General features: G+C 45.2%; 17 protein-coding genes. 7 read left to right on the top strand and 10 right to left on the bottom strand.

From position 1 onward, the window contains the following. Nucleotides 1–5: 5 nt before the first annotated feature. From ACFS7Z_RS11240 to ACFS7Z_RS11255, 4 genes are all read right to left on the bottom strand, one after another. Entirely contained in the window at nt 6–383 is a 378-nt protein-coding gene (locus tag ACFS7Z_RS11240; RefSeq protein WP_377484502.1) for a response regulator transcription factor, read from the bottom strand. Nucleotides 384–828: 445 nt separating this feature from the next. Continuing rightward, on the bottom strand, nt 829–2,694 hold the full coding sequence (locus ACFS7Z_RS11245; RefSeq protein WP_377484505.1) for a response regulator: 1,866 nt from the start codon (nt 2,692–2,694) through the stop codon (nt 829–831). A gap of 498 nt (nt 2,695–3,192) precedes the next feature. Continuing rightward, the gene (locus tag ACFS7Z_RS11250) at nt 3,193–4,566 is read right to left on the bottom strand and encodes a sigma-54-dependent transcriptional regulator (RefSeq protein ID WP_377484507.1); all 1,374 of its coding nucleotides are present in this window, start codon (nt 4,564–4,566) and stop codon (nt 3,193–3,195) included. Nucleotides 4,567–4,736: 170 nt separating this feature from the next. Then, nucleotides 4,737–6,566 (bottom strand): response regulator, encoded by a 1,830-nt coding sequence (locus ACFS7Z_RS11255; RefSeq protein WP_377484509.1) that lies wholly within the window; start codon nt 6,564–6,566, stop codon nt 4,737–4,739. 864 nt (nt 6,567–7,430) lie between these two features. Between ACFS7Z_RS11255 and ACFS7Z_RS11260 the strand changes: the two genes are divergently transcribed. Further along, a complete protein-coding gene (locus ACFS7Z_RS11260) occupies nt 7,431–8,627 on the top strand; it encodes a THUMP domain-containing class I SAM-dependent RNA methyltransferase (protein WP_377484510.1) in 1,197 nt (398 codons plus the stop codon). A gap of 39 nt (nt 8,628–8,666) precedes the next feature. Here ACFS7Z_RS11260 and ACFS7Z_RS11265 read toward each other — a convergent pair whose 3' ends face one another. The 5 genes from ACFS7Z_RS11265 to ACFS7Z_RS11285 all read right to left on the bottom strand — a co-directional run bounded on the left by ACFS7Z_RS11265 (nt 8,667) and on the right by ACFS7Z_RS11285 (nt 14,399). Then, nucleotides 8,667–9,230: a sugar O-acetyltransferase gene (locus ACFS7Z_RS11265; RefSeq protein ID WP_377484512.1), complete on the bottom strand. Its 564-nt coding sequence runs from the start codon at nt 9,228–9,230 to the stop codon at nt 8,667–8,669. A gap of 92 nt (nt 9,231–9,322) precedes the next feature. Further along, nucleotides 9,323–10,627 carry a UDP-N-acetylglucosamine 1-carboxyvinyltransferase gene (murA, locus tag ACFS7Z_RS11270; RefSeq protein WP_377484514.1) on the bottom strand — a complete coding sequence of 435 codons (1,305 nt, stop codon included), beginning with the start codon at nt 10,625–10,627 and terminating at the stop codon, nt 9,323–9,325. Between the two features lie 9 nt (nt 10,628–10,636). Beyond that, the gene (locus tag ACFS7Z_RS11275; protein ID WP_377484516.1) at nt 10,637–11,317 is read right to left on the bottom strand and encodes a DUF4290 domain-containing protein; all 681 of its coding nucleotides are present in this window, start codon (nt 11,315–11,317) and stop codon (nt 10,637–10,639) included. Between the two features lie 152 nt (nt 11,318–11,469). After that, a complete protein-coding gene (locus tag ACFS7Z_RS11280) occupies nt 11,470–11,826 on the bottom strand; it encodes a tRNA-binding protein (RefSeq protein WP_377484518.1) in 357 nt (118 codons plus the stop codon). 167 nt (nt 11,827–11,993) lie between these two features. After that, nucleotides 11,994–14,399, bottom strand: coding sequence for an ABC transporter permease (locus ACFS7Z_RS11285; protein WP_377484520.1), 2,406 nt, complete (start codon nt 14,397–14,399; stop codon nt 11,994–11,996). A gap of 271 nt (nt 14,400–14,670) precedes the next feature. On the opposite strand from ACFS7Z_RS11285, the gene ACFS7Z_RS11290 reads away from it, so the two are divergent. The 3 genes from ACFS7Z_RS11290 (at nt 14,671) to ACFS7Z_RS11300 (ending at nt 17,960) form a co-directional block, all read left to right on the top strand. Continuing rightward, nucleotides 14,671–16,059, top strand: a complete 1,389-nt coding sequence (locus ACFS7Z_RS11290) for a sigma-54-dependent transcriptional regulator (RefSeq protein WP_377484522.1) — start codon at nt 14,671–14,673, stop codon at nt 16,057–16,059. Further along, entirely contained in the window at nt 16,049–17,404 is a 1,356-nt protein-coding gene (locus ACFS7Z_RS11295) for a sensor histidine kinase (RefSeq protein ID WP_377484524.1), read from the top strand. The genes ACFS7Z_RS11290 and ACFS7Z_RS11295 overlap by 11 nt, the downstream gene beginning before the upstream one ends. A gap of 109 nt (nt 17,405–17,513) precedes the next feature. Beyond that, complete coding sequence (locus ACFS7Z_RS11300; RefSeq protein ID WP_377484526.1) at nt 17,514–17,960, top strand: OsmC family protein; 447 nt, start codon at nt 17,514–17,516, stop codon at nt 17,958–17,960. Between the two features lie 178 nt (nt 17,961–18,138). Here the strand turns inward: ACFS7Z_RS11300 and ACFS7Z_RS11305 are convergent, their stop codons facing one another. Then, nucleotides 18,139–18,828, bottom strand: a complete 690-nt coding sequence (locus ACFS7Z_RS11305; RefSeq protein WP_377484528.1) for an SDR family oxidoreductase — start codon at nt 18,826–18,828, stop codon at nt 18,139–18,141. Nucleotides 18,829–18,993: 165 nt separating this feature from the next. On the opposite strand from ACFS7Z_RS11305, the gene ACFS7Z_RS11310 reads away from it, so the two are divergent. The 3 genes from ACFS7Z_RS11310 (at nt 18,994) to ACFS7Z_RS11320 (ending at nt 23,061) form a co-directional block, all read left to right on the top strand. Beyond that, a complete protein-coding gene (locus ACFS7Z_RS11310) occupies nt 18,994–20,316 on the top strand; it encodes a type IX secretion system plug protein (protein ID WP_377484530.1) in 1,323 nt (440 codons plus the stop codon). 109 nt (nt 20,317–20,425) lie between these two features. Further along, nucleotides 20,426–22,009 (top strand): GmrSD restriction endonuclease domain-containing protein, encoded by a 1,584-nt coding sequence (locus ACFS7Z_RS11315; RefSeq protein WP_377484532.1) that lies wholly within the window; start codon nt 20,426–20,428, stop codon nt 22,007–22,009. An 86-nt stretch (nt 22,010–22,095) separates the two neighbouring features. Beyond that, on the top strand, nt 22,096–23,061 hold the full coding sequence (locus ACFS7Z_RS11320; RefSeq protein WP_377484534.1) for a glycoside hydrolase family 5 protein: 966 nt from the start codon (nt 22,096–22,098) through the stop codon (nt 23,059–23,061). Nucleotides 23,062–23,129 lie beyond the last annotated feature (68 nt).

Below are 23,129 nucleotides of genomic sequence, written 5' to 3' on the forward strand. Positions count from 1 at the left end.
CATTACTATATCTTAATTCGCTTCAGCATGTTCTTGATCCTGATATCCAGTTCTTCCGGATTAAAGGGCTTCACCATATAGTCGTCGGCCCCGCTTTTGAGACATAAAATTTTATTATTGGTCTCATCTTTACCGGAAAGCATTACAAGCGGAATGTCTTTGTAAAGGCTACTGGCACGCAGTTGCTTGATAAACTCCAGCCCATTCATATGAGGCATATCGAAGTCTGCTACTATACCATCTGTATAATGGCCGTCCTGCAGCCACTCCATGGCTGCATGGCCATTTTCCTTCACCACAACTTCATATTCTTTTGAGAAGAAGTGTTCCAGAATTAAACCTATAGATGGTTCATCGTCAACAATCAATAATCTTTTTTTCATAATAAGTGAATAGGTACTAGGTAAGTGGAGGTAAGGGTGGTTAAATTTCTATATATGATACTCTATATATCTTAATTGGTTTAACCTTATTCGATCTTTATTTAATTAAGGTTTCCCACATTGAAAAGAATTTTCCCATTTTGGCACTTTGCTGTTCTATATTGGGACAATGTTATTTTCAATGATGCTATACGTACTTAAGGACTGTAGAAAAGGTTTCTTAAAAGGTTTTGAGCAGGAGGTATTCAACTGAAGACAATCAATGAGAAAATCTATGTTTCTGTCGGTGAATTTTTGCAAAAGTGCCTTCGCAACATTTAAACATAAAAAAATTCTTTGTTAGTGAGTAAGTACTTTCCCTACTCCCTTTCTGTAAAGATTTTAAGTTATTTCATTGTTTTTATAAAAACATGTCGTAACGATACCTTATGCTTTATGTGGAAAATCACTTTGTGGCTTGTAGTTGTTCTGAAAAAGCTTCCACAACCAGATTTATAACCTCCCTGACAGATAGTATAAGCCTTTGTATCTCGTAAAAATTCGATCTGTTTTTTGCAAATTCTTCAATTTTTTTCATCTCTTCTGTAGCTGTTTTAACTCTGATGTTACCGAAGGTAGACTTAAGTTTATGTGCGATATGGGCAGCCGTTTCCAAATCTTTGTTTTCAACGGCTTCTGTAAGTTCATTTAGCTGCCCAGGTACCGTATCAATGAACATTTGCTGCATCTTCCTGATGAACATGGCATCATCCTTCAGATTACCCAGACCCGAGAAGTCAAATAAGTCAGTGGCTTCTTTGTCTAAGCTTTGCGAGGGAGTCGTTGGTGAACTGATATTTCGGCCTGTGTAACGCAAAATGAGGTTATACAGCTTTGATTGCCCGTAAGGCTTCAGGAGTGTGTCTGTGAAACCATAAAGCCTGTACCTCTCCCTGTCAATTTTTTGATAGTTTGCTGTGAACGCAATAATAGGAGTGTGCCTGTTCGGGTTTTGCTTGTTACGTATCCGGTAGGTAGCTTCAATGCCATCTAGCTTTGGCATTTGTATGTCCATCAGAATCAAATCATATTCCTTTTCATTGGCCTTTGCCAGGGCCTGCTCCCCATCATAAGCTACGTCCGTCTGCACGTTCAAGGGCTGCAACTGAGAGCATAAGAGAAGCTCGTTCAAATGGTTATCCTCTGCTATTAGTATATGAAGACCACTAAGCTTTTCCGGGTCAATGCTTGCATCCTCCTTTGAGTAAGCAATTGGTTTCTTCGATAAAGTGTAAGGAACACTAAAGTAGAAGCAGTTTCCTTGTCCCTTTCTGTTTTCAAGCCATAATTTCCCTCCCTGCAGTTCCAGTAGCTTCTTGGAAATAGTTAAACCAAGACCTGTACCGCCATAAAGTCTGGTAATACTTTGTTCCTTGTTCAGGATATCAGAGATGTTCCTGAACTTATCAGCCATGTAGACAGCACCTGTGTCTTCAACACAACATTCTATCGTCAGTATATCATCAGACATTTTAGTATGTCGTACTGTAACAGTAATTTCTCCTTGCCTCGTGTGCTTGATGGCATTGTTCATGAGGTTTACTAAAACCTGGCTCAAACGGAACGGGTCACCCTCTACTACAGGTAAAGTCTCTGTGGGCTCTGTAAAACGCACAGAGACATTTTGTCCCTGAGTTTTGTATGCCATTGCCTTCACCGCATCGCTTAAGACAGAAGCAACATCGAAGGGGACAGACTCAAGTTTTACCTCTCCTGATTCTAACTTGGTGATATCTAACAAGTCGTTGGGTACCACCAGCAGGTTCTCAGCAATAGAACTGATTGTATCAAGGTATCCTTCCTGATCCTGGTTGAGCAGGCCTTTTCTCATCACCCTGGCTATACCTATGATGGCGTTGATAGGTGTACGAATCTCATTACTGATACTCGCCAGGAAGTTCTCTTTCGCTTTTGCTGAATCTTCAGCTGCCTGCACCGCTTGCTTCAGAAGGGTTATGTTGGAGGAAACCGATAGCAGAAAGCGTGTTCCATCTGCTTGTTCAAAAGGCTTCTTGGTAGTTTTAAACCAGGCTTTCTCTCCGTTTTTTAGCTTATAGTATTCCTCAATGCTGGTGGGCTCGTTTTTCTGGAGCACCTCAAGGTCACGTTCAAAAGAATAATCAAACACACCTGTGCCCTTGTCGAGCAGTTCGTCTACAGTCAGGCCATGTAGCTCTGCAAAGGCATCGTTCGCAAGAATGAATCTGCCATTTTCATTCTTTACATAAGTAGGGTTAGGGTTGGTTTGAATGACCTGCCTGGTAAATTCCATTTTTATTTTTTACTTTTTATAGTCGTTATTCTTCCTGATATATACTTTGGGATAGCCCTTACCATTTCTGATGCGGGACAGCTTTATTCTGGCCATTCTATTTATCAAAGCTTTTATTTTCATTTGCCTGAATCAGGACAAAAGTATTTTTTTCATAAGCCTATAACTTAGGATAAGGGTTTCGATGGAGCAAGCTAAGGTTACATGCTAAACCTGACCTGCTACGTGCGGTTGGTGTATAAAGTTTGTTTCGGTACCAGAAGCTGCTTTACATGGTTTACCTGTGCTTCTGAAAATAAGGCTGGAGGTTCCAGGCAAGTGATAAGAAGATATATGGATAAAGACTCAGAAGATGCTATCTCCTTTAAAAGTATATGATAGACTTGACGAGCGTTATTTAGAAGAATTAGGATTTCTCATTTCACTGGCACAATAATATATTCAGCTAGCCGCAAAACCAGAATTGCATCCGGTGCCACATAAAAAATTACAGCAGCCTTATTTGCGCTCGGCCATATACACTTCTTTTTTCCTGATCATCCTGTAGATAGTAGATTTACCTATCTTAAGTTTATCAGCCACGCACATCACATTGTAGTTATACTTTTCAAGGTATTTCTGAACAGTATCAGCTATGTATTCATCAAGGGTTTTCTCTTCTGAAATTTGTGAAAGGGTTGATTCAGGAAGCTGTATGTCCTCAGGGGTAATATGTATTGCTTCTGACAGAACTGCTGCCAGTTCCACTATCGCCTTGAGTTCCCTTATATTGCCGGGGTAAGTATGCTGGAGCAGTTTTTTCTGTGCATTGGTGGTAAATGATTTTGCAGGCATGTTATTCTGCTCACAAAATGCCTGCAGCACCTTCTGAGCGATGAGCAAAAGGTCGTGGCCGCGTTCGCGCAGAGGGGGGAGATGAATCTGCATACCCAACAGGTGGTAATATAGGTCCTCTCTGAAGTGACCCATTCTTACTTCTTCCAACAAATTGCGGTGTGTAGACACAACAACGCGCACATCAACAGGAATAGGTGTGATTGAACCAACGCGTACTATTTCTCTTTCTTCAAGCACCCTTAGCAACCTGACTTGCAAGTCAAAGCCTAATTCGCCTATCTCATCTAAGAAAAGCGTTCCGCCTTGTGCTTCTTCAAATCTCCCTATCTGCTGGTGGGTGGCACCCGCAAAGGCCCCTTCTTCATTCCCAAAAAGCTCACTTTCCAGCAACTTGCCTGGAATGGCGGAGATATTAACAGTTACAAACGGTTTCTTCGCCCGGTTGGAGCGTTGGTGTATTGCCTTGGCGGTAAACTCTTTCCCGGTGCCTGTTTCTCCTGTTATAACTAAATTGATGCTAGTGGACGCTGCTTTCTGTACCAGTTTAAAAATTTTTTGAATAGGCTCAGAACTGCCTACTATCTCTTTTCCCATCTCCTGCTTTTGGTATACCTCTTTCCGCAGGGCTTCAATCTCATTTTTTAGAGTAATATGCTCCTTCACTTTCTCTACTATACTCCAGAGCCGCTCCTTCGTATGCTCGTTTTTTACGATGTAATCATAAGCACCCTGTTTAATGGTGTTTACAGCCTTGCTTATATCTTCCTGCCCCGAAATAACAATGGTATAGGTATTCGGGCTTAGTTCCAGTATTCTGTTCAGTATCATTTCCCCATCATAACCAGGTAAATGATAATCAAGGGTAACTATGTCAGGTGCATTAGTAAGATTGTGCAGAAACTCGTTTACGCTGCCAAAAGTAACTACTTCGTGTGTTTCATCAAGTGATAAGTGATAGGAAAGAAATTGTGAATACCAGAGATCGTCTTCCAGTACAAAAATTTTTGTGCGCAGTTTGTTATTCGTAACGGGCATATACAACTTAAACCATTATCTGCGTATGAATCAGCTCTGATAAAGTATGTGCATACAGCTGAATTATTGAGTGACAACAGTTTTATCTGAGAAATTCATGATTAGAAAAAGATGCACTTGGAGGGTTCCCTTTCGCCATTTTACATTAAGTTAAATAGGCTGAGCATCGGCTACAGACATACAGGCTGAAGACTTTGCTGTATTTTATCATGCAGTTCCTGTGGTACAAAAGGTTTCGTGAGGTAGTCGTTTCCACCTATGGCCAGTATTCTTTTCTTCTCTTCTTCACTGGCGTTAGCAGTTAATGCGATGATCGGCATATTGTAGCCCATTTTACGAATCTCAGCAATAGCATCGAAGCCATTCATAACAGGCATCTGCAAGTCCATCAAAACAAGGTCGTAGGTGTTCACCTTTATTTTTTCAAGAGCAGCCAATCCATCTCCCGCAGTATCTACCTCCGCCTGCCAACTGCTCAAAAGTTTGCTTGCTACCATGTTGTTCATCGCGTTGTCATCAATCACAAGCACTTTTGCGTCTTTTAAAGTGGAGTTAAACAGGGTGTCCTGCCCGAATGATTGGTGAGAATCATACGACGCGCTTGGTTTCACAAAGCGCAACCGAACAGAAAATACAGATCCTTCTCCGGGTGTGCTCTTAAGGAGAATGCTTCCATTTTGCAGCTCTACAATCTTTTTAGTGATGGCCAGGCCTAGTCCAGTGCCTCCATACTGCCTGTGCGTTGCAGCACTGGCCTGTACAAAGCTTTCAAAAATTTGCTGCTGTCTGTCCTCAGGTATACCAACACCCGTATCTGCTACAGAAAATTCCAGTACCCAATCATTATCTGACTGATATACAACATCTACAGAGAGTTTTACGCTTCCTTTGTTTGTGAACTTGATGGCATTGCTCATCAGGTTATTAAGGACTTGAGTTAACCTTGCCGGGTCGCCTGCCACTTCAGCAGGAGTGTTCTCACCAATGCACAGGCTAAAATCAAGTTGCTTTTCCAAAGCCCTGTTAGAAAGCGAACGATGGATTTTCTTCAATAAGTCTGTTAACTGGAAGTTAACTTTTTCAATTTCTATCTTGCCTGCCTCAATCCTCGAAAAGTCGAGGGTGTTGTTAATCAGGGCCAGCATGTTTTGCGAAGAAAAGTGGATAGACTGAAGGTTTTCTTTGTGCTTCTGATCTATATTTTCTTCCTGCAGGAGCAGATACGTTAATCCCATTATCGCATTAAGGGGTGTCCGGATCTCATGGCTCATCAGGGAAACAAACTCAGACTTGGCCTTTGTAGCCTGTTCAGCCTTTTCTTTCTCACCCGTAACCTTCAACTCCGTTTCTTTGCTGTCTGTCACATCCTGCAGGGTGCCGATCATTTTTATCAGGATGCCCTCCTTATAAACCGGATTTATACTAAGCCTGATCCAGGTGTTTTCCTGCACATGGCCTAGTCTGGTGACGCTGCTGAACGCTTTGCCTGAACGCAGTGCCTGGCTCCAGTCAGAAGACAGAGTCTCCCGGTCCTCTTCCACAAAATACGGTAGAAAGGAGTGGAAGTCGGAAATTGTTTTACCTGCCGGTATTCTTAAAAGAGTATGTACGAACTCTGTGCAGAAGAACTCCTGTGAGTCTATCGTATATCCCCAACTACACATTTTAGCAAGCTGTTCCGTTTCCTTTCGCAGCGCATCCGCTTCATTAACACCCGGGGTGGCAGGTTCGGCCTTGAATTTCCGAAGGTCAAACTCTTTTATCGTTTCCTTGTCAGGATTTGTAAAGAGCCCTTTTCTAAGCCGCTGATTCTTTTCTCTGGTACTTAAAACCCCAAGGGCGCTATCGCTGTAGTCTTTAGAGGTCTTTAATGGAAACATCTGGTTGAACTGAACGGTATCGTTTTTGCGTACAACTGCGTCGAAACCGGAATGGTAGTAAGAACCCTCTTTTATGTTGTCTTCTTTAATTACCTGCATGTTGCCATTATTCTTTGCCAAGGAATGTAGGGCGGCAGTGCGTGGGGCCTCAGCAGTAGTTAAGCCTAGAATAGCTTTAAACCAGTGCTTGCATATGCCTGCTAAGCCCGCAATTGTTACAGAAGAGGTGGTAATATCAGATTGCAATTTTATAGCATTCTCATACTGATGTTCAGTACCAGAATCACCTAATCCAAATGAAAGAGAATCTCCCATCTTTTCAGGTTTTCTTATAGGAGTGTCTTTTAGCTTCATAAACAAAACATAGGATAGATAGGGCTGACGCCTTATCTCAAGCATAACTACTTTCCGAGCCTGTATTTTGTTTCTTATTTTTAGATGAATTTTTAATATTCTAATATATAAATATTTATATGTTAAATCTTTTTACTTTACTTTTACCCGCTGGGTGTGGTTAAATGCCCTTCAGCCAGAAATTGTGGTGTGATTGGTAAAAAGGTTTTTTTTGAAAAATATGTATAAAATTACTTTCACTATTCCTTTGCTCTTTAAGTATAAGAGATAGCTTGATTTTTATATCATGTCTTTAAGCTACATTATTGATTGCTTTTGCTATCAGGTTTGGTTGTATGATTAAGAACTGCTGTAGGCTAAAACTGGCAAATTGATTTCCCGCCAATGTTTACCTCGCTTTTCAGACGACTCTGTTGTGAAAGCCGTTAACGGAATAGCCGGCATTTTAGCCTGTAACAAGCTGGGCTTTTGACTAAGGCTTAATTTAAGCAACAAAAGCAACAACATAGCCGAATATTCTAAACCCTTCTCACAAGACCTTTTCCTATCCGGTATCCATAACGTACCTGTACGCACTAATTCGGAACTCCTGCATCTATACCGTATCTTTGTTCTTAATAAGATAAAAACATGGCGAAGGCAAAAGCAAACGGCAATTTCAATATTACAGTTACCACGCTGGCAGGGCTGGAAGAGATACTGGCAGATGAACTCCGTGCGTTGGATATGGAGTATATAAAAGTAGGTACGCGTGCTGTTACGTGCTCTGGTAACCTGCGCCAGCTTTATGAAGCTAACTTGTGGTGCCGTACTGCCATACGGGTACTGAAGCCCTTCCGTAATTTTAAAGCCCGGGACGAGAAGGACCTGTATGCACAGGTGCAGAAAATAAACTGGTCGGAGTACCTGGACCTGGACCAGACCTTTGCCATTAGCGCTGCCGTTAGCCACTCCACCTTTGAGCACTCGCTTTATGTTGCGCAGTTAACGAAAGATGCGATTGTAGACCAGTTTCGGAAAGAGACCGGCCGCCGCCCCTCAGTAGATAAGTTACACGCAGATGTACGCCTCAACCTGCACATGCACGAAAACATGGTTACTTTGTCACTGGACTCTTCCGGAGACTCGTTACACCGGCGTGGGTATCGCCTGCAGACAAACGTAGCGCCGCTGAATGAGGTGTTGGCAGCCGGCATCATCAGTTTAACAGGCTGGGACAGGAAATCTCCTTTCATCGACCCTATGTGTGGCTCAGGCACCTTTCTGATTGAGGCTGCCATGATGGCGCAGAATATAGCACCAGGCCTGTACCGCCGTGACCCGTATGGCTTCGAAAGCTGGAAAGACTACGATGCAAATCTCTTTGAAATGCTTTGGAAAACAGCTGAAGCGAAAGCAAGTTTCGAACCTAAAGCAGCTATACTTGGGTATGACATTGATCCGGATTATGTACAGGCAGCACAGAAGAACATAGAGAACGCTGGTCTGGAAAACGTAATCAAAGTAGCGGAAGCAGACTTCTTTAAAACAGAAGCGCCGGTTGAGCCAGGCGTGGTTGTGATGAACCCACCTTATAACGAGCGTATCGTTTCGGAAGACATCGACCTGCTCTACAAGAACATAGGCGATACGCTTAAGAAAAACTACCAGGGCTACGATGCTTTTGTGTTCACTGGAAACTTAGAGGCAGCCAAGAATGTAGGACTCCGCGCGTCCAGGCGAACACCTTTATATAATGGCCCCATAGACTGCCGCCTGCTAAAGTATGAGCTCTACCGTGGCAGCCGCAGGAGTGGGGGAGAGGAAGTCGTTCAGGAGGAAGATTAACTGACTTTAGTAACGTGGTATAAAATCAGGCGGAAAACTTTATTGTGTTTTTAACTCCCTGATCACACGGCATGGATTACCGGCAGCAAACACATTGGCAGGTACATCTTTTGTCACCACGCTGCCTGCCCCAATCGTCGTGTTGTCGCCAATAGTAACCTTAGGGCACACAATCGTTCCTCCGCCCAGCCATACATTGTGCCCTATTGTGATGGCATACGCTAACTCCGGTCCTTTGATGCGCTCAGCAGCTATCAGTGGATGCGTAGCGGTATAAATTTGTACGTTGGGTCCAAACTGCACATTGTCTCCTATTTTTACCGCTGCACAGTCTAATACTACACAATTAAAATTCATAAAGAGATTGTCGCTGGCGAAGATGTGGCTGCCGTAGTCGCAGTAAAAAGGCGGCTGAATATCTACATTCTTACCAGCCTTACCGAACAATTGACCTATCATTTCCTGGCGCTTCCCTGTCTGTTCAAAGGGAATGGTATTGTACTGCGATAGTAGCGTTCGAGCATTTACACGCATTTCTACCAGTTGTGGGTCTGCTGCAACGTACAGTTCTCCGCTCAGCATTTTCTCAAGTTCAGAAGGCATAGTTTTCAGCTTAGGTTATGAGCAAGCATACGTATAATAAAAAAGGAGCACCCGGTTCGGTGCTCCTTTTTTATTATAGATAAATAATAGTATTAGATTCTTCTTATCTGAGCGCCGATAGCGTTCAGACGTCCATCAATGTTCTGGTAACCGCGATCAATTTGCTCCACGTTGTCGATGATGCTGCGTCCTTCTGCTGAAAGAGCGGCAATGAGCAGCGCTACACCGGCACGAATATCAGGTGAGGTCATTCGGATGCCACGAAGCGGTATGTGGTTGTTCATGCCTATAACAGTGGCCCTATGTGGGTCACACAGTATGATCTGGGCCCCCATGTCAATCAGCTTATCAACGAAGAAGAGGCGACTCTCAAACATTTTCTGGTGAATAAGCACAGTACCTTTGGCCTGTGTGGCTGTCACTAGCGCTACACTCAGCAGGTCGGGCGTTAAACCGGGCCAGGTGTGGTCAGAAATGTTCAGAATGCTGCCATCAATATAGGTGTCCACCTCGTAATGGTCCTGCTCCGGAATATAGATGTCATCACCCTGGAACTCCATCTTCACGCCCAGGCGCTGAAACGTATCTGGAATAAGCCCCAGCTCAGGTATTCTGCAGTTTTTTATGGTTATCTCGGAACCCGTCATGGCTGCCAAACCCATAAAAGAGCCAATCTCAATCATGTCAGGCAGCATCACATGTTCTGTTCCCTGCAGCTTCTCTACTCCGTCAATAACAAGAAGGTTAGAGCCCACACCGCTTATTTTAGCCCCCATGCGTATGAGCATGCGGCAAAGCTGCTGTATGTATGGCTCACAGGCGGCATTATAGATCGTGGTAGTTCCCTCTGCCAGAACAGCACCCATCAGGATGTTGGCTGTACCGGTTACAGAGGCTTCGTCCAGCAGCATGTAAGCACCTTTTAGGCGATCGGCCGTGGCGCTGTAAAAAATGTCCGGGGTATCGTAGTTAAAGCGGGCACCCAGTTTTTCCAGGCCTGCAAAGTGGGTGTCCAGTCGGCGTCGGCCGATTTTGTCTCCACCCGGCTTCGGCATTTTAGCCTGCCCGAAACGCGCCAAGAGTGGACCCACAATCATGACAGAGCCACGAATGGAACGCCCTAATTCTACAAACTTCTCTGACTCTAAGTAGTCGAGGTTGATATTATCAGCGCGGAAAAGATAAGTATCCGGAGCAAGCTGCTTTACATGTACACCTAACTCGCGCAGCAGTTCTATTAATTTGTTTACGTCGCGAATGTCAGGGATATTGGAAATGGTAACAGGTTCTGCGGTGAGCAATACGGCACACAGTATCTGCAGGGCCTCGTTCTTAGCCCCCTGTGGGTATATATCTCCTTTTAGTTTGTTTCCGCCTATTACTTCAAATGAAGCCATTTAGTATCTTTATTTATTTCTTTGATTAGAAGAGGATCTGGTGTTTTTACGCACGCGGTTGTTGTCGCGGCTACTGCTATCGCTGCGGCTTTGTTGCTGGCTACGCTGGTTCAGGTTGTCTTGCTGTGGTCTCACATTCGACTCAAACAGGTTGTTCTTTTCTATATAAGCCAGGTCCATGTCAAGTTTTCCTTTCGACAGTTGGCGGATATCTCCTAAAATAACACCGTCTGTTATGCTGTCCTTGTTATAGGACCTGTAAAGAGTTTTCATCAGTTTGCCGATGGAGATGATGGCTGCTTCACGTTCCTGGTCATCTTCCAGTTCTGTAGCCCGCTCTACCAGCAGTTCTACATTTTTGCCGTAGTGCTTATAGCTGGGGGTGTCCAGCGGGTATTCTATTTTCTGAGGCTTATCGTTAAGGTACTCCATGGCGCTGAGCGTGAAAGGCACATCTACATCCAGTGTAGAGCCGGACATCACGTAGAGGTGATTCCAGAGTTTCTGCTGATAATCCTGTGATTCGCGCAGCTGAGGGTTCAGCTTGGCCATCAGGTTGATGAGCAACTGAGAAAGACGGGTGCGCTCTGCACGGTCTTGTACGTTCGTGATATAATTGACAAGATCCTGCACATTACGGCCATATTCACGCAACAGCAAATCTTGTTTAAAAGTGGTACTAGCTTCCATTATCTCTTTTTATAAGGATTCAAAATTAGAAATTTGAGCGTACAATGGCTCAAAGCTGAAGGAAAAACTTTTACACCTCTGTTACGGTGTACGGAAGTTTTTGATTGTAAGGCTATCTTGCAGGCTGCCGGCACAGGAAATGTACGGGAACCTTACCTGAGCTTTGCCCCGTTCGGAACGGCAGTTGCAGGTTGCGCCAGCACGATATGGCCATTCTCGTCTTCAAAGCCTGTTACCAGTACCTCCGACATAAATTTACCTATTTGCTTTTTACCCAGGTTTGTGACACAAAGCACCTGGCGTCCAATCAGTTCTTCCCGCTTATACAAATCTGTCACCTGGGCGCTGGACTTTTTCAGCCCCAAAGAGCCAAGGTCCACGAGCAACTGGTAAGCTGGCCTCCGGGCCTCCGGAAAATCATTGGCCTCTACAATAGTACCCACACGAATATCTGTCTGCTCAAAATGCTGCCAAGTTATAATGTCCGGCTGTTCAGGCTGTGTATGCATTAAGAAAGCGATTTGTAAAGTTCTTCAGTAAAAGAAAGTACAATATAAGGCTTTATTCTATAGCATATATCCTGTACATGAACTTGTGTCTCGGCCAAAACATAAAGCCGCTCCAGGTGGAACGGCTCTATACCATTATCAAATCTAACAAAATAATGATCTAGGCTTTATTCGCTTTTAAGGGAAATAACAGGGTTAGCCATGGCAGCTTTAATTGCCTGAAAACTCATGGTGATGAGAGCGATAGCCAGCGTAATAACTCCAGCCATCAGGAATGCCTCGTAATTCAGGCTGATGCGGTACGTGAAGTCCTGGAGCCATAGCGTCATTAGGTAATAGGCAATGGGCACGGCAATCACGAAAGCGATGAGCACTAGTTTGATGAAGTCCTTAGAGAACAGGTACGTAATGTTAAAGAGTGATGCTCCAAGCACTTTTCTTATTCCAACCTCTTTTGTGCGTTGCGCTGCCATAAACGATACCAAGCCATAGAGCCCCAGGCAGCCGATGAGGATGGCGATGAACGAAAACACCCGGAACAAAGCATTCTGCCGTTGCTCTGTCTGATAGAAGCGTTTGAAAGTCTCATCTATGAACTCATAGTTAAAGACATCGTCTGGATAAGCCTTGTACCACACTTTCTCTAGGTGCTGAAGGGCAGCTTCTGTGCTTCGCGGCTCTATTTTAGCAGCCATGCGGTAATAGGCCATGTTCATGGTGGTCATGATGGACGGTGCGACAGGCTCATGCAAGGAGTTCTGGTGAAAATCTTCCACTACCCCCACAATAGGGCCCGGTTTATCTGACCCTAGCGAAATTGTTTTTCCAATTGCGTCCTGTGCTGTTTCAAGTCCAAGCTTGCGGCGCATGGTTTCGTTAATCACATACTCTCTGATGGTGTCGCTCTTGGCATAGGCATGACCGGCCGCAAATTTGATGTCGAACAGGTTAAAGTAGTTTTCATCTGTATATTTCGTGTTCGACATGAAAGGCATCGACTGCTGAGAATTGTTAAAATAAAAATTGTTCTGGGCAACTATATCCGATGAAGGCGCCGATAAAGCGAACGTCACATCACGCACAGCCGGATTGCTGGCTAGCTCGTGCCGGTAAGCCATCAGTTTTTCTGCCTGTGCAACTGGCAGCCGGAGAATAACAATAGCATCTTTATTAAAGCCCAGTGGCTTACTTCTGAAATAGTCCATCTGCTCGCTTACCACAAGTGTGCAGATGATGAGCACCTGGCATATGGTAAACTGAACTACCACCAGCGCTTGCCTAAGGGAAAGCCCTGCTACCCGCTGCGTAGCCATACGGCTTTTTAAGGCTGCAATAGGCTTGAAACGCGCAAGGATAAAGGCCGGGTATAAACCCGCAAACAGCGTTACAAGCAGGAGCTGCCCTACCAGGAACAATAAGAGTACAGGGTCCTGGATAATACTGAACGGGATCTCCAATTCGAGCAACTGGTTCAGGTACGGAAGCACCAGCTCCGTGAGGATGATGGAAAGCAAAGTAGCCGTAAGTGTAATCAGGAACGTTTCACCCAGAAACTGCAGCATGATCTGCCAGTACCCGCTGCCCAATACCTTACGCATTCCCACTTCCTTCGACCGCTTGATGGCCTGAGCCGTGGCCAGGTTGATAAAGTTGATGCAGGCAGTGATGATGAGGAATAAGGCAATTACAGCCATCGCCCATATCACTTCTTTTGTAACAGTCCGCTGGCTATAGTTGCCGAAATCAGCATTGAAGTGGATGTCATTAAGCGGCTGTAAGAAGAAGCTCTTTAAATCACTTTGGTCATCAGGAACATGTGGCATAATGGCTTTGCTTACCTTTGCTTCCATTTCCTCTTCTGATGCTCCCTCCGGCAATACCACGTATAGATTTTGGTTACTCACCGTTGTGCCCCACCGGTTTATTTCATAGGGAGAGAAATCATCTACCGTAGGGTAGGAGATGAACATCGTGAACGGGAAATCAGTGGTTACAGGCAGATCAGGAATAACAGCCACTACGTTCAGGGTGAGCTTGTTATTGAATTTCACTATTTTACCTACGGCATCCTCTCCCGGGAAATATTTGTCTGCAAAGCTTTCGGTGAGCACTATATTATTTGGCTCCCGCATACTCTTGCTGAAATCAACACCACCCGTTTCGAAACTGAAAATCTCAAAGAACTCTGGCTCAACAAATGCAACAGGCTCTGTTTCGAGGAAATGCTTTGGAGCATTGCCGTCTGTGGCCGGAACTGTTATCTGTCCATCCTCTTCCCCAAAAATTTGTGTGATGTTTTCAAGCCCCGGATTATTCTGCCTGATTATTTCCGTAACAGGTACAGGCATGGATATTTGCGGTAGTTGTTCCCCCTCAACGTCTGCCATCAGGCCCACCCGGTAAATACGGTCACCTTTTTCATGGAAACTGTCGTAGCTCAGCTCATATTTGATAACCAGGAAGAGCAGGATACTGCAGGTGATGCCAAGTGCAAGGCCGGCAATGTTCAGAAGGCTGTAACTCTTGTTGCGCAGCAGCGAACGGAAAGCCGTGAGAAAATAAAACTTAAACATAGTTTTAAATTTTTTGGTGGATTAGCATTCAGAAGAACTGGTTCCTCCCGCTCTATTCCTTTTGCCAAGCCTGTGCCAAAGAGTTAAAACCTCACTGGCTGCCAATATGCGCCTCCACCCGGTTTACATAGTGTCCATGTGCGGACATTTACTGTCCACGCATGGACAGTAAAAAGTGTCTTTTTCTCTGAAATCTGCTAAATTTAGCTAATATCATTCTGGCACAATATTTCTGTGTCTGCTTTCTGTACCCAAGTCCAAATTTTACCAAATGGAAGAACAGAATTTAGGTCGCATACTTGTCATAGACGACAACGAAGACGTGCTTTTCTCTATCAAAATGCTCCTGCGCAAACATGCCAAAGAAGTAGTAATGGAGAAGAACCCGAAGAAGATTCCGTTCCATGTCTCCAACGAAGACTATGACCTGATTTTGCTCGACATGAACTTCAGCCAGGACATCACCAGCGGGCAGGAGGGCTTTTATTGGCTGAAGGAAATTCTGAAGTATGACCCTTCGGCGGTTGTGGTCATGATCACAGCCTTTGGTGATGTGGAGATGGCGGTAAAGGCGCTGAAGGAGGGTGCTACAGATTTTGTGCTGAAGCCATGGCAAAACGAGAAGCTGCTGGCTACTTTATCAGCTGCCACTAAATTGCGAAACTCCTATAAAGAAGTAAACCAGCTGAAGCAGGTAAATCGTACGCTCACATCGCAGTTAAATACACCACAGCAGGTTATACAGGGGCAAAGCGCCTCCATGCGCCAGCTTTTTACCATTATAGATAAAGTAGCCAGAACTGATGCCGATATTCTGCTGCTAGGCGAAAACGGAACAGGTAAGGAAGTCATAGCCCGCACCATACACGAACGTTCTTCCCGCGCTGACAAAGTGTTTGTTACGGTAGATATGGGTGCCGTAACAGAGTCTTTGTTTGAAAGCGAGTTGTTTGGCCATAAAAAAGGTGCTTTTACGGATGCCAAAGAAGACAGGATAGGCAGGATCGAAGCTGCTAATGGAGGAACGCTGTTTCTGGATGAAATCGGAAACCTCTCGCTGGCCATGCAGGCAAAACTGCTGACGGTGCTGCAGCGGCGCGAGGTAATCCGGGTAGGAACAAATAAACCCATACCCGTAAACATACGCCTGATCTGCGCCACCAACATGCCACTGAAGGAGATGGTGCAACGTAATGAGTTTCGGCAGGATTTGCTGTACCGTATCAATACCGTGGAACTCAACCTGCCGCCTCTGCGCATGCGCCTTGACGATATCCCCCTGCTTGCAGAGCATTTCCTGGTTTTGTACGCGCAGAAGTACAAGCAGCCGGCAAAGCGCCTGTCTTCTTCTGGCGAGACCCGCCTTCGCCGTTATTCCTGGCCCGGTAATGTGCGGGAACTGCAGCATGCCCTAGAGCGGGCATCCATTATGAGCGACAACAGAGAGCTTGAAGCTGATGACTTTTTCTTTCTGGCGGAGGAAGAGCCTGCACCTGCCACCGTGCAGGTAGAGGCATCTAGTCTGGACCTGGATGAGTTGGAGCGGGAAGCAGTGCAGCGCGCCCTCCAGAAGCACGACGGCAACATCTCCAAAGCCGCTAAAGAGCTAGGCCTGTCGCGGGGTGCTTTATACCGAAGACTGGAAAAGTATGAACTTTAACAGTTACAGGGTACAGCTCATATTGCGGTTGCTGTTGCTGGCACTTTCTATTTACGGCTTGTCATGGGTAGGCTTTAACCCTGACTATCGCGGTACCTTTGTTGGCCTGGCTTTGTTTGTAGTGCTGCAGATAGGCTTGCTGGTGCACTTTCATGAGCGTACTAACAGGCTCTTTCTCCGCTTCCTGAACTCAATTAAGTATGATGACTTTACGGAGCAGTTCCACATCAGTGGCGAGGGAAAGACCTTGCGGGGACTCTCGCTGCAGCTGAATGAGGTGATGGAGAAATTCCGTCATGTACGGGCGGAGAAGGAGGCGCACCTGCAGTACTTTGAAGTCATTGTGCAGCATATCGGGATTGGGATTATGACGTTCAGGCCGGAAGGAAAAATCCTGCTGCTTAACAACGCGGCTAAAAAGCTGCTGAAGGTGGGGCAGCTGCGCGAGGTGCAGGAACTGGCAGCCGTGAGCCCGGAACTGGCGCTGGGCCTGCAGCAGCTCGAAAACGGGGAGAAGGTGCTGGTGCCGGTACGACAAGGGACAGAGCAGGCCAACCTGTCGGTGCATGTTATCGAGCTCTCGCTGCTGGGAGAGCGCATACGCCTAGCATCGCTCCAGAATATACAGACGGAGTTAGAGGAGAAGGAGATGGAGGCATGGCACAACCTGATAAAAGTGTTGACCCACGAAATCATGAATTCTGTTACGCCGATTGCCTCTCTTTCTTCGAGCGCCTATGAGGAGGTGAGCAGCTACACCGACACTGAAGCTGAGGAAGTGACGCTACTGCGCGAGGAATTGGCAGATATAGGGCAATGCCTGCAAACCATCAGCCGCCGGTCAGATGGGCTCATTCACTTTGTGAACGACTTCCGCAACCTGACCACTATTGCGGTGCCGCAGCTGAGTCATTTCAACGTAACGGAGCTCCTGCAGGAAATAAAGGTGCTGCTGCGTGGGCAGTTAGCTGCTAAAAACGTAAAGCTGCAGCTGGAAGCCCCAAAAGAAAGCCTGATTCTTTCTGCTGACAGGGCCATGATTGAGCAGGTGCTGATTAACCTGATAAAGAATGCCATGGAGGCAGTGCAGGAGCAGCCGGAGGGAAAAGTAGTTGTCCGTGCTTACCATGATGAGCGCAGCCGCATCAGTATAGAAGTAGCTGATAACGGTCATGGCATGACCACCGAAGCCATGGCTAAAATATTTATCCCTTTTTTTACCACCAAAAAATCTGGCTCAGGTATCGGCTTAAGCCTGTCGCGGCAGATTATGCGCCTGCACAAAGGCACTATTTCAGTGCAGTCGGAGCTGGGAAAGGGCACCACCTTTGTGTTGCGGTTTTAAAGAGAAGTCCTGGACTACTGTAGCTATTCTTAACTTGTTATTTAAGCAGGAACCGGTAAAACTTTTATCTCTCAATTGCTTATAAATAGTAAACCAGAAGAAGAACAGCATGATAAGCAACGAGCAGGAAGTGGGAGTACGGGTGAGCGCAGACAGCCATGCACCCATGGTAGCCAATATTGAGGCAGGCGCTCAGAAAATGGTGCTCGATGAATCGGGTGTGCTGACAGGTGCCAAAATAGGTCCTGACCCTTACGACTATATCCTGAGCGCCCTCGGCGCCTGTACCGTGATTACGCTGCACATGTATGCGCAACGCAAAGGCTGGCCTCTTCAACGGGCAGAGGTAGTCCTGCGGCACGGGCGTGCTCATTCAAAAGACTGTGAAAACTGCGAAGACACACTTTCCAAACTCACACAGGTCACAAAGCAACTGCGGTTAGTCGGAGACCTGACACCGGAGCAGCGAAAGCGTCTGAAGATTATTTCTGCCAAATGCCCGGTGCAAAAAACCTTGGAGGCTGGTATTCATATTGTTACTGAGTTGGAGGAGTAATAACTCAAGCCATTCGCTTCGGAGAAAGATTGAAGTACTCCTCAAGCGTCAACTCGCCTACAGTCGGTGCTACACAGTCTTCTGCGGATACAGCTACCAGGAAGGCTAACTTATCATACATATTCCGGCTGAACAGCCTGAGAAGTGGCAACAGCAGGTTTACGACGCCAGAAGGCACCTAGCGGATTGCTCCTGTATAACCCGCAACTTTGCAGGCCAGCTGTACCAGTTCAAGGCGACTGTAAAAATGCTTTCCTCCAACAGGCACAATAGCGGAAGGTGTATCTATATGCTGCACAGCCAGCTTTGCAAGGTCTCCCTCATAGATCGGATTGGTCTTCTTGTCGCCGGCTCCCAAAGACCCTATCTGCCCCTTACGGGCCATGGTCACCACTTCATCGAAGGCAGAGAAGAGGGCTGTCGGCTGCAGAATAGAATAGCTGATGCCAGACTTCTGCAATTCATCTGAAAAACCAGCATGCGCTTTAAAGTACGCCAGCTCCGGGTGCTCTTCCGCTCGGAACGCTGAAATGTAAATGAACTGCTGCACCCCCGCCTGTTTCGCCTCCTGCAGCAGGTTGAAGTTAGCGGAATAGTCAATGTCGTGGAAGCTGCCGTTGCTTTTATCCCCCAGGCTGATGCTTTTCCCGAGGGCAGATACCACGATGTCTACCCCCTGGCAGCAACCTTTCAGCTGCTCCGAGTTGGTGGCATCGGCCAGAATAACTTTTTGCGGGGCAGGAGAGAGGGCTGTGGCTTTTGTGGCAGAACGCGCCAGTGCTGTGACACTATAACCCTGCAACTGTAGTTCGCGCAGCAGGTGCTGGCCCAGGTGACCTGTGGCTCCGGCTAATAATACATTTCTCATCTTTTTGCCTGAATGTGTAGCGTAACGAAAGGTATTTACTGCATTCCACTTAATCAAGCCCTTTTATAACAGCATCAGGGGCAGCAGGAAGATTTATTATTTGCTATCTTCGTTCGCAAACAGGTAACTGTCAAATTTAAAAAGGAGCATAATTTTATAGATCACATGCTGAGAAAACTCACCCACACTTACTTTATCGCCGCTATGCTTGCCTGCGGGCTGATGGCCTGTGTACCCATAGAGCAGCAGGGAAGTACGGCCACCGGAGGCAGCGCCCAGACAGCCTTACGATATGAGGACTACGTGTATGACGAAAGCATTCAGTCGGTGCAGACTTACCTGGCAACAGGTTTACCGGAGGAGGTGCTGAACCCTGCCGTTACATCCATTGCGCAGCAACAGCCCATTGTGCTGGAGTTCGACAGGCTGAATGCACGCCAGCAGCGCCTGATTGTGAAGCTGCAACATTGCGATGCCAACTGGACTCCCTCCACGCTCAATAACACGCAGTTCCTCTACGATTTCAACGAGTTCATCATTACGGATGCCCAGATTTCGGTGAACACCCGCATTCCGTATGTGCATTACCGTTTTGCAGTGCCAAAGGTGCGGATAAGCGGAAACTACCTGCTTATAGTGCAGGAGGAGGGAGGAGCCCCCTTGCTTACGCAGCGCATTATGGTTTACGAGAATGCCCTTGTGGTTGCAGCTAAATTAGGCGCACCCCTTGGTCCGGGAGGCAGGGAAACCCGGCAGCCACTGGAGTTTAACATCATGTACCCGGATTATGAACTGGTAAACCCGGCAATGGAGGTGAAGACTGTTGTGAGGCAAAACTACCGCTGGGACAATGCCAAAGTCATTAGCAAGCCAACCTTTATTCATGATGCGCAGCGCCGCCTGGAGTACGTGTTCTTTGAGCCAAAAGACCAGTTTCAAGGATTAAGCGAATTCAGGGCTTTCGATACCCGAAGCCTCAACTTCCGCAGCATTGGCGTGCAAAGTATTAACCTCCAGGCCAGCCCTGTGGAAGTGAACCTGGAGACCGGCAAAAACCGCCAGACAATGGCGTACTCCCAGGACCCGGACATTAACGGGATGCGGATATTCGGCAATAAGCAGTTTGGCAACGGCGATGTGAACGGAGACTACACCTGGGTTGATTTTGAGTTGGAGGTAGCCAGCAAGGCACCGGGGGAAGTGTATATCCAGGGAGAACTTACAAACTGGCAACCTATAGAGGAAGCGCGCCTGATATATGATATTGAACGCAGTGTGTACTCCGGCCGAATGCTGCTAAAGCAGGGGTACTACAACTACTATTTTGCCCTGCAACAGGCTGCTGCCACTCCACTAGACGCCAGCTATTTTGAAGGCAGCCATTTCGCAACAGACAACATTTACGATATCCTGGTGTACTACCGCCCACCCGGCACCCGCGCAGATCTGCTGGTGGGTTATGAGCAGTTGTTCTTTAACAGGAAGTAGCAGGAGAGGTTAGTGAACAGTGGTAGATAACGCAGAAAAGCCGAATAACTCTATTTTTTGCTATGTTGGCCAAACTTGTAAACGAAATATAACATTAAGATCAAAACAGATGAGTGATTTTTCTATAAGAGATATATTAAATCAAATCAGTAAAGGTAATTTACGTATCCCAGCTTTTCAAAGAGGCTTTGTTTGGGATTCTGATTCAGTTGCTTTTCTAATGGATAGCATTTATAAAGGCTACCCATTTGGGACAATACAGTTATGGAGAACCAAAGAAAAGTTAGAAACTGAAAAGCAATTTGGACCTTTTAGACTGTTTGAGAGAGATGAAGAATATCCTATCGATTACGTTTTAGATGGACAACAAAGAATAACTTCAATATTCGGAGTTTTTCAGAATGAAATCGATGAAATAGAAGGTGTTGAAAATCCATTCAAAGTATACTATGATTTAGAAGCAGGAGATAATGCCCAAGATTCTCAATTTCTACCACTTAAAGATGAGGAGGTAAATCCACAAAAGCACTTCCCCCTAAATTGCCTTTTTGACACTGTTAAATATAGGCGCGCTACCAAAGATTTCGATGAATTCATAGTCCAAAAGATTGATGATTTGCAAGCAATTTTCAAAGAAGTTAAAATTCCTTATCAAACATTAGAAACCGATGATAAATCTAAAGTAGCAATAGTATTTGAAAGAATTAATAGAAAGGGTGTTCCTTTAGATACTTTACAATTATTAACAGCATGGACATGGAGTGAAGATTTTGATTTACAAGATAAATTTGAAGATTTACAAGAAGAGTTAAGGCCTTATGGCTTCGATGATTTAGGTGCAAATGCTAATTTACTTTTAAAGATAACATCCTCAATTTTAACTAACAATTCAACTTCAAAGAGTCTAATTGAGTTAAACGGCAATGTTGTTCGGGATAAATTCCAAGTGGTTGTAAATGGTATAAAAGGAGCTATAGACTTTCTGAGAAATAACCTAAAAATTGAAAAACTATCTAATTTACCTTACGAACACATTTTAATACCTCTTTCTGTGTTTTTTTCAAATGAGGGAAATCAACATTTTAATTATAATAATGACCAAAGAAGAAAAATAATTTCTTGGTTTTGGAAGTGTTCATTCAGTAAAAGATATAGTGCAGGTACAACAAAGAATATAAATAGGGACATAGAAGAAATGCTTAAATTGAAAGAAAACGTTTCTATTTCTAATATTCAAAACATATCTCTAAATATCGATGAAAACTTTTTCAAGGGTACTGATTTTACAATGGGCACTGTAAGTACTAAAGCTTTCATCTTATTACTAGCACAGAAACAACCAAAAAGTTTTATTACTGGCAGTAACATTACCCTTTCCAATGTTCTAAAGGAATACAATAGAAATGAATTTCATCATATTTATCCCAAAGCCTATATAAATTCTTTAGATGAGGACACCGTTGATTATTCAGTGAATTGCTTGGCTAACTTTTGTTTTTTATCAAGAAATGATAATAAAAGAATTGACTGCAAAAAACCATCAGTTTATAGAACTCGCGATATGCCTCAAGATGTATCAGAAATTTTAGAATCAGCAATAGTGGATGAAGATAAGTTTGTTGCTGATGACTTCAATGCATTCATAGATGATAGAGCAATTAAATTGAATAATTATCTTATGTCTTTAGTATAAAAGCCACTAGTAATATTTTATATAAAATTATTTGTTCGCTGCGGCTTTGCTCTAACCGTTAAAGTGACCTTAAATGTAGATAATAAATGAAAATTAAATTATTGCTGAGTGCCTTGGCGGTGTTTGGTTTCAGCTTAGTAGGTAACGCCCAATCCGTAAAAAAGCATGGACAGCTAACAGTAGACGGAACGCAGCTGAAAGACCAGAATGGAGAAGCTATTGTATTGCGTGGCATGAGTTATGGCTGGCATAACTTCTGGCCACGGTTCTACAATGCCGGTTCTGTGAAGTGGCTGCACAAAGACTGGAAAGCTTCTGTGGTGCGTGCTGCCATGGGCATAGAGCCCCGAAATGGTTACCTTGAAAAGCCCGAGTGGTCGAAGGAGAAAGTGAAGGCTGTGGTGGATGCCGCTATAAAAGAAGACATGTACGTCATCATCGACTGGCATAGCCACAACATCAATCTGGAAGAGGCGAAGGCTTTTTTTACTGAAATGGCGCAGACCTACGGCAAAAACCCGCATGTGATTTATGAGATTTTCAATGAGCCGGATGAGGAGTCGTGGGAGGAAGTGAAGGCATATTCCACCGAGGTAATAGAAGCTATCCGGGCACATGACCCGGACAATATCATTCTGGTGGGCTCCCCGCATTGGGACCAGGATATACACATTGCTGCCGATGCGCCTCTTACAGGCTTCGATAACCTGATGTACACGGTACACTACTATGCTGCCACCCATAAGCAATCTCTCCGCGACCGCTGCGACTATGCCCTCAGCAAAGGTTTACCGCTTTTCATCTCTGAATCAGCAGGTATGGAGGCAACCGGCGATGGGCCGCTAAATCTGGAAGAGTGGCAGAAATGGATAGACTGGTCCGAAAAAAACAAGGTGAGCTGGATTACCTGGTCTGTGTCTGATAAAGATGAAACCTGCTCTGTACTGCTCCCAACTGCCAATGCAGAGGGCGGTTGGAAAGAAAAAGACCTGAAGACTTCCGGAAAGAAAACCCGATCTTATTTGAGGAGCCTTAACAGTAAGCAGAAATAGCTTATTATGTGTAGGTATATGTGATAGATGGTGGAGTACCTCAGAAAAGAAAGCGGTGCAGGAGTATT

The organism is Pontibacter toksunensis, assembly GCF_042686245.1.
Lineage (GTDB): Bacteria > Bacteroidota > Bacteroidia > Cytophagales > Hymenobacteraceae > Pontibacter > Pontibacter toksunensis.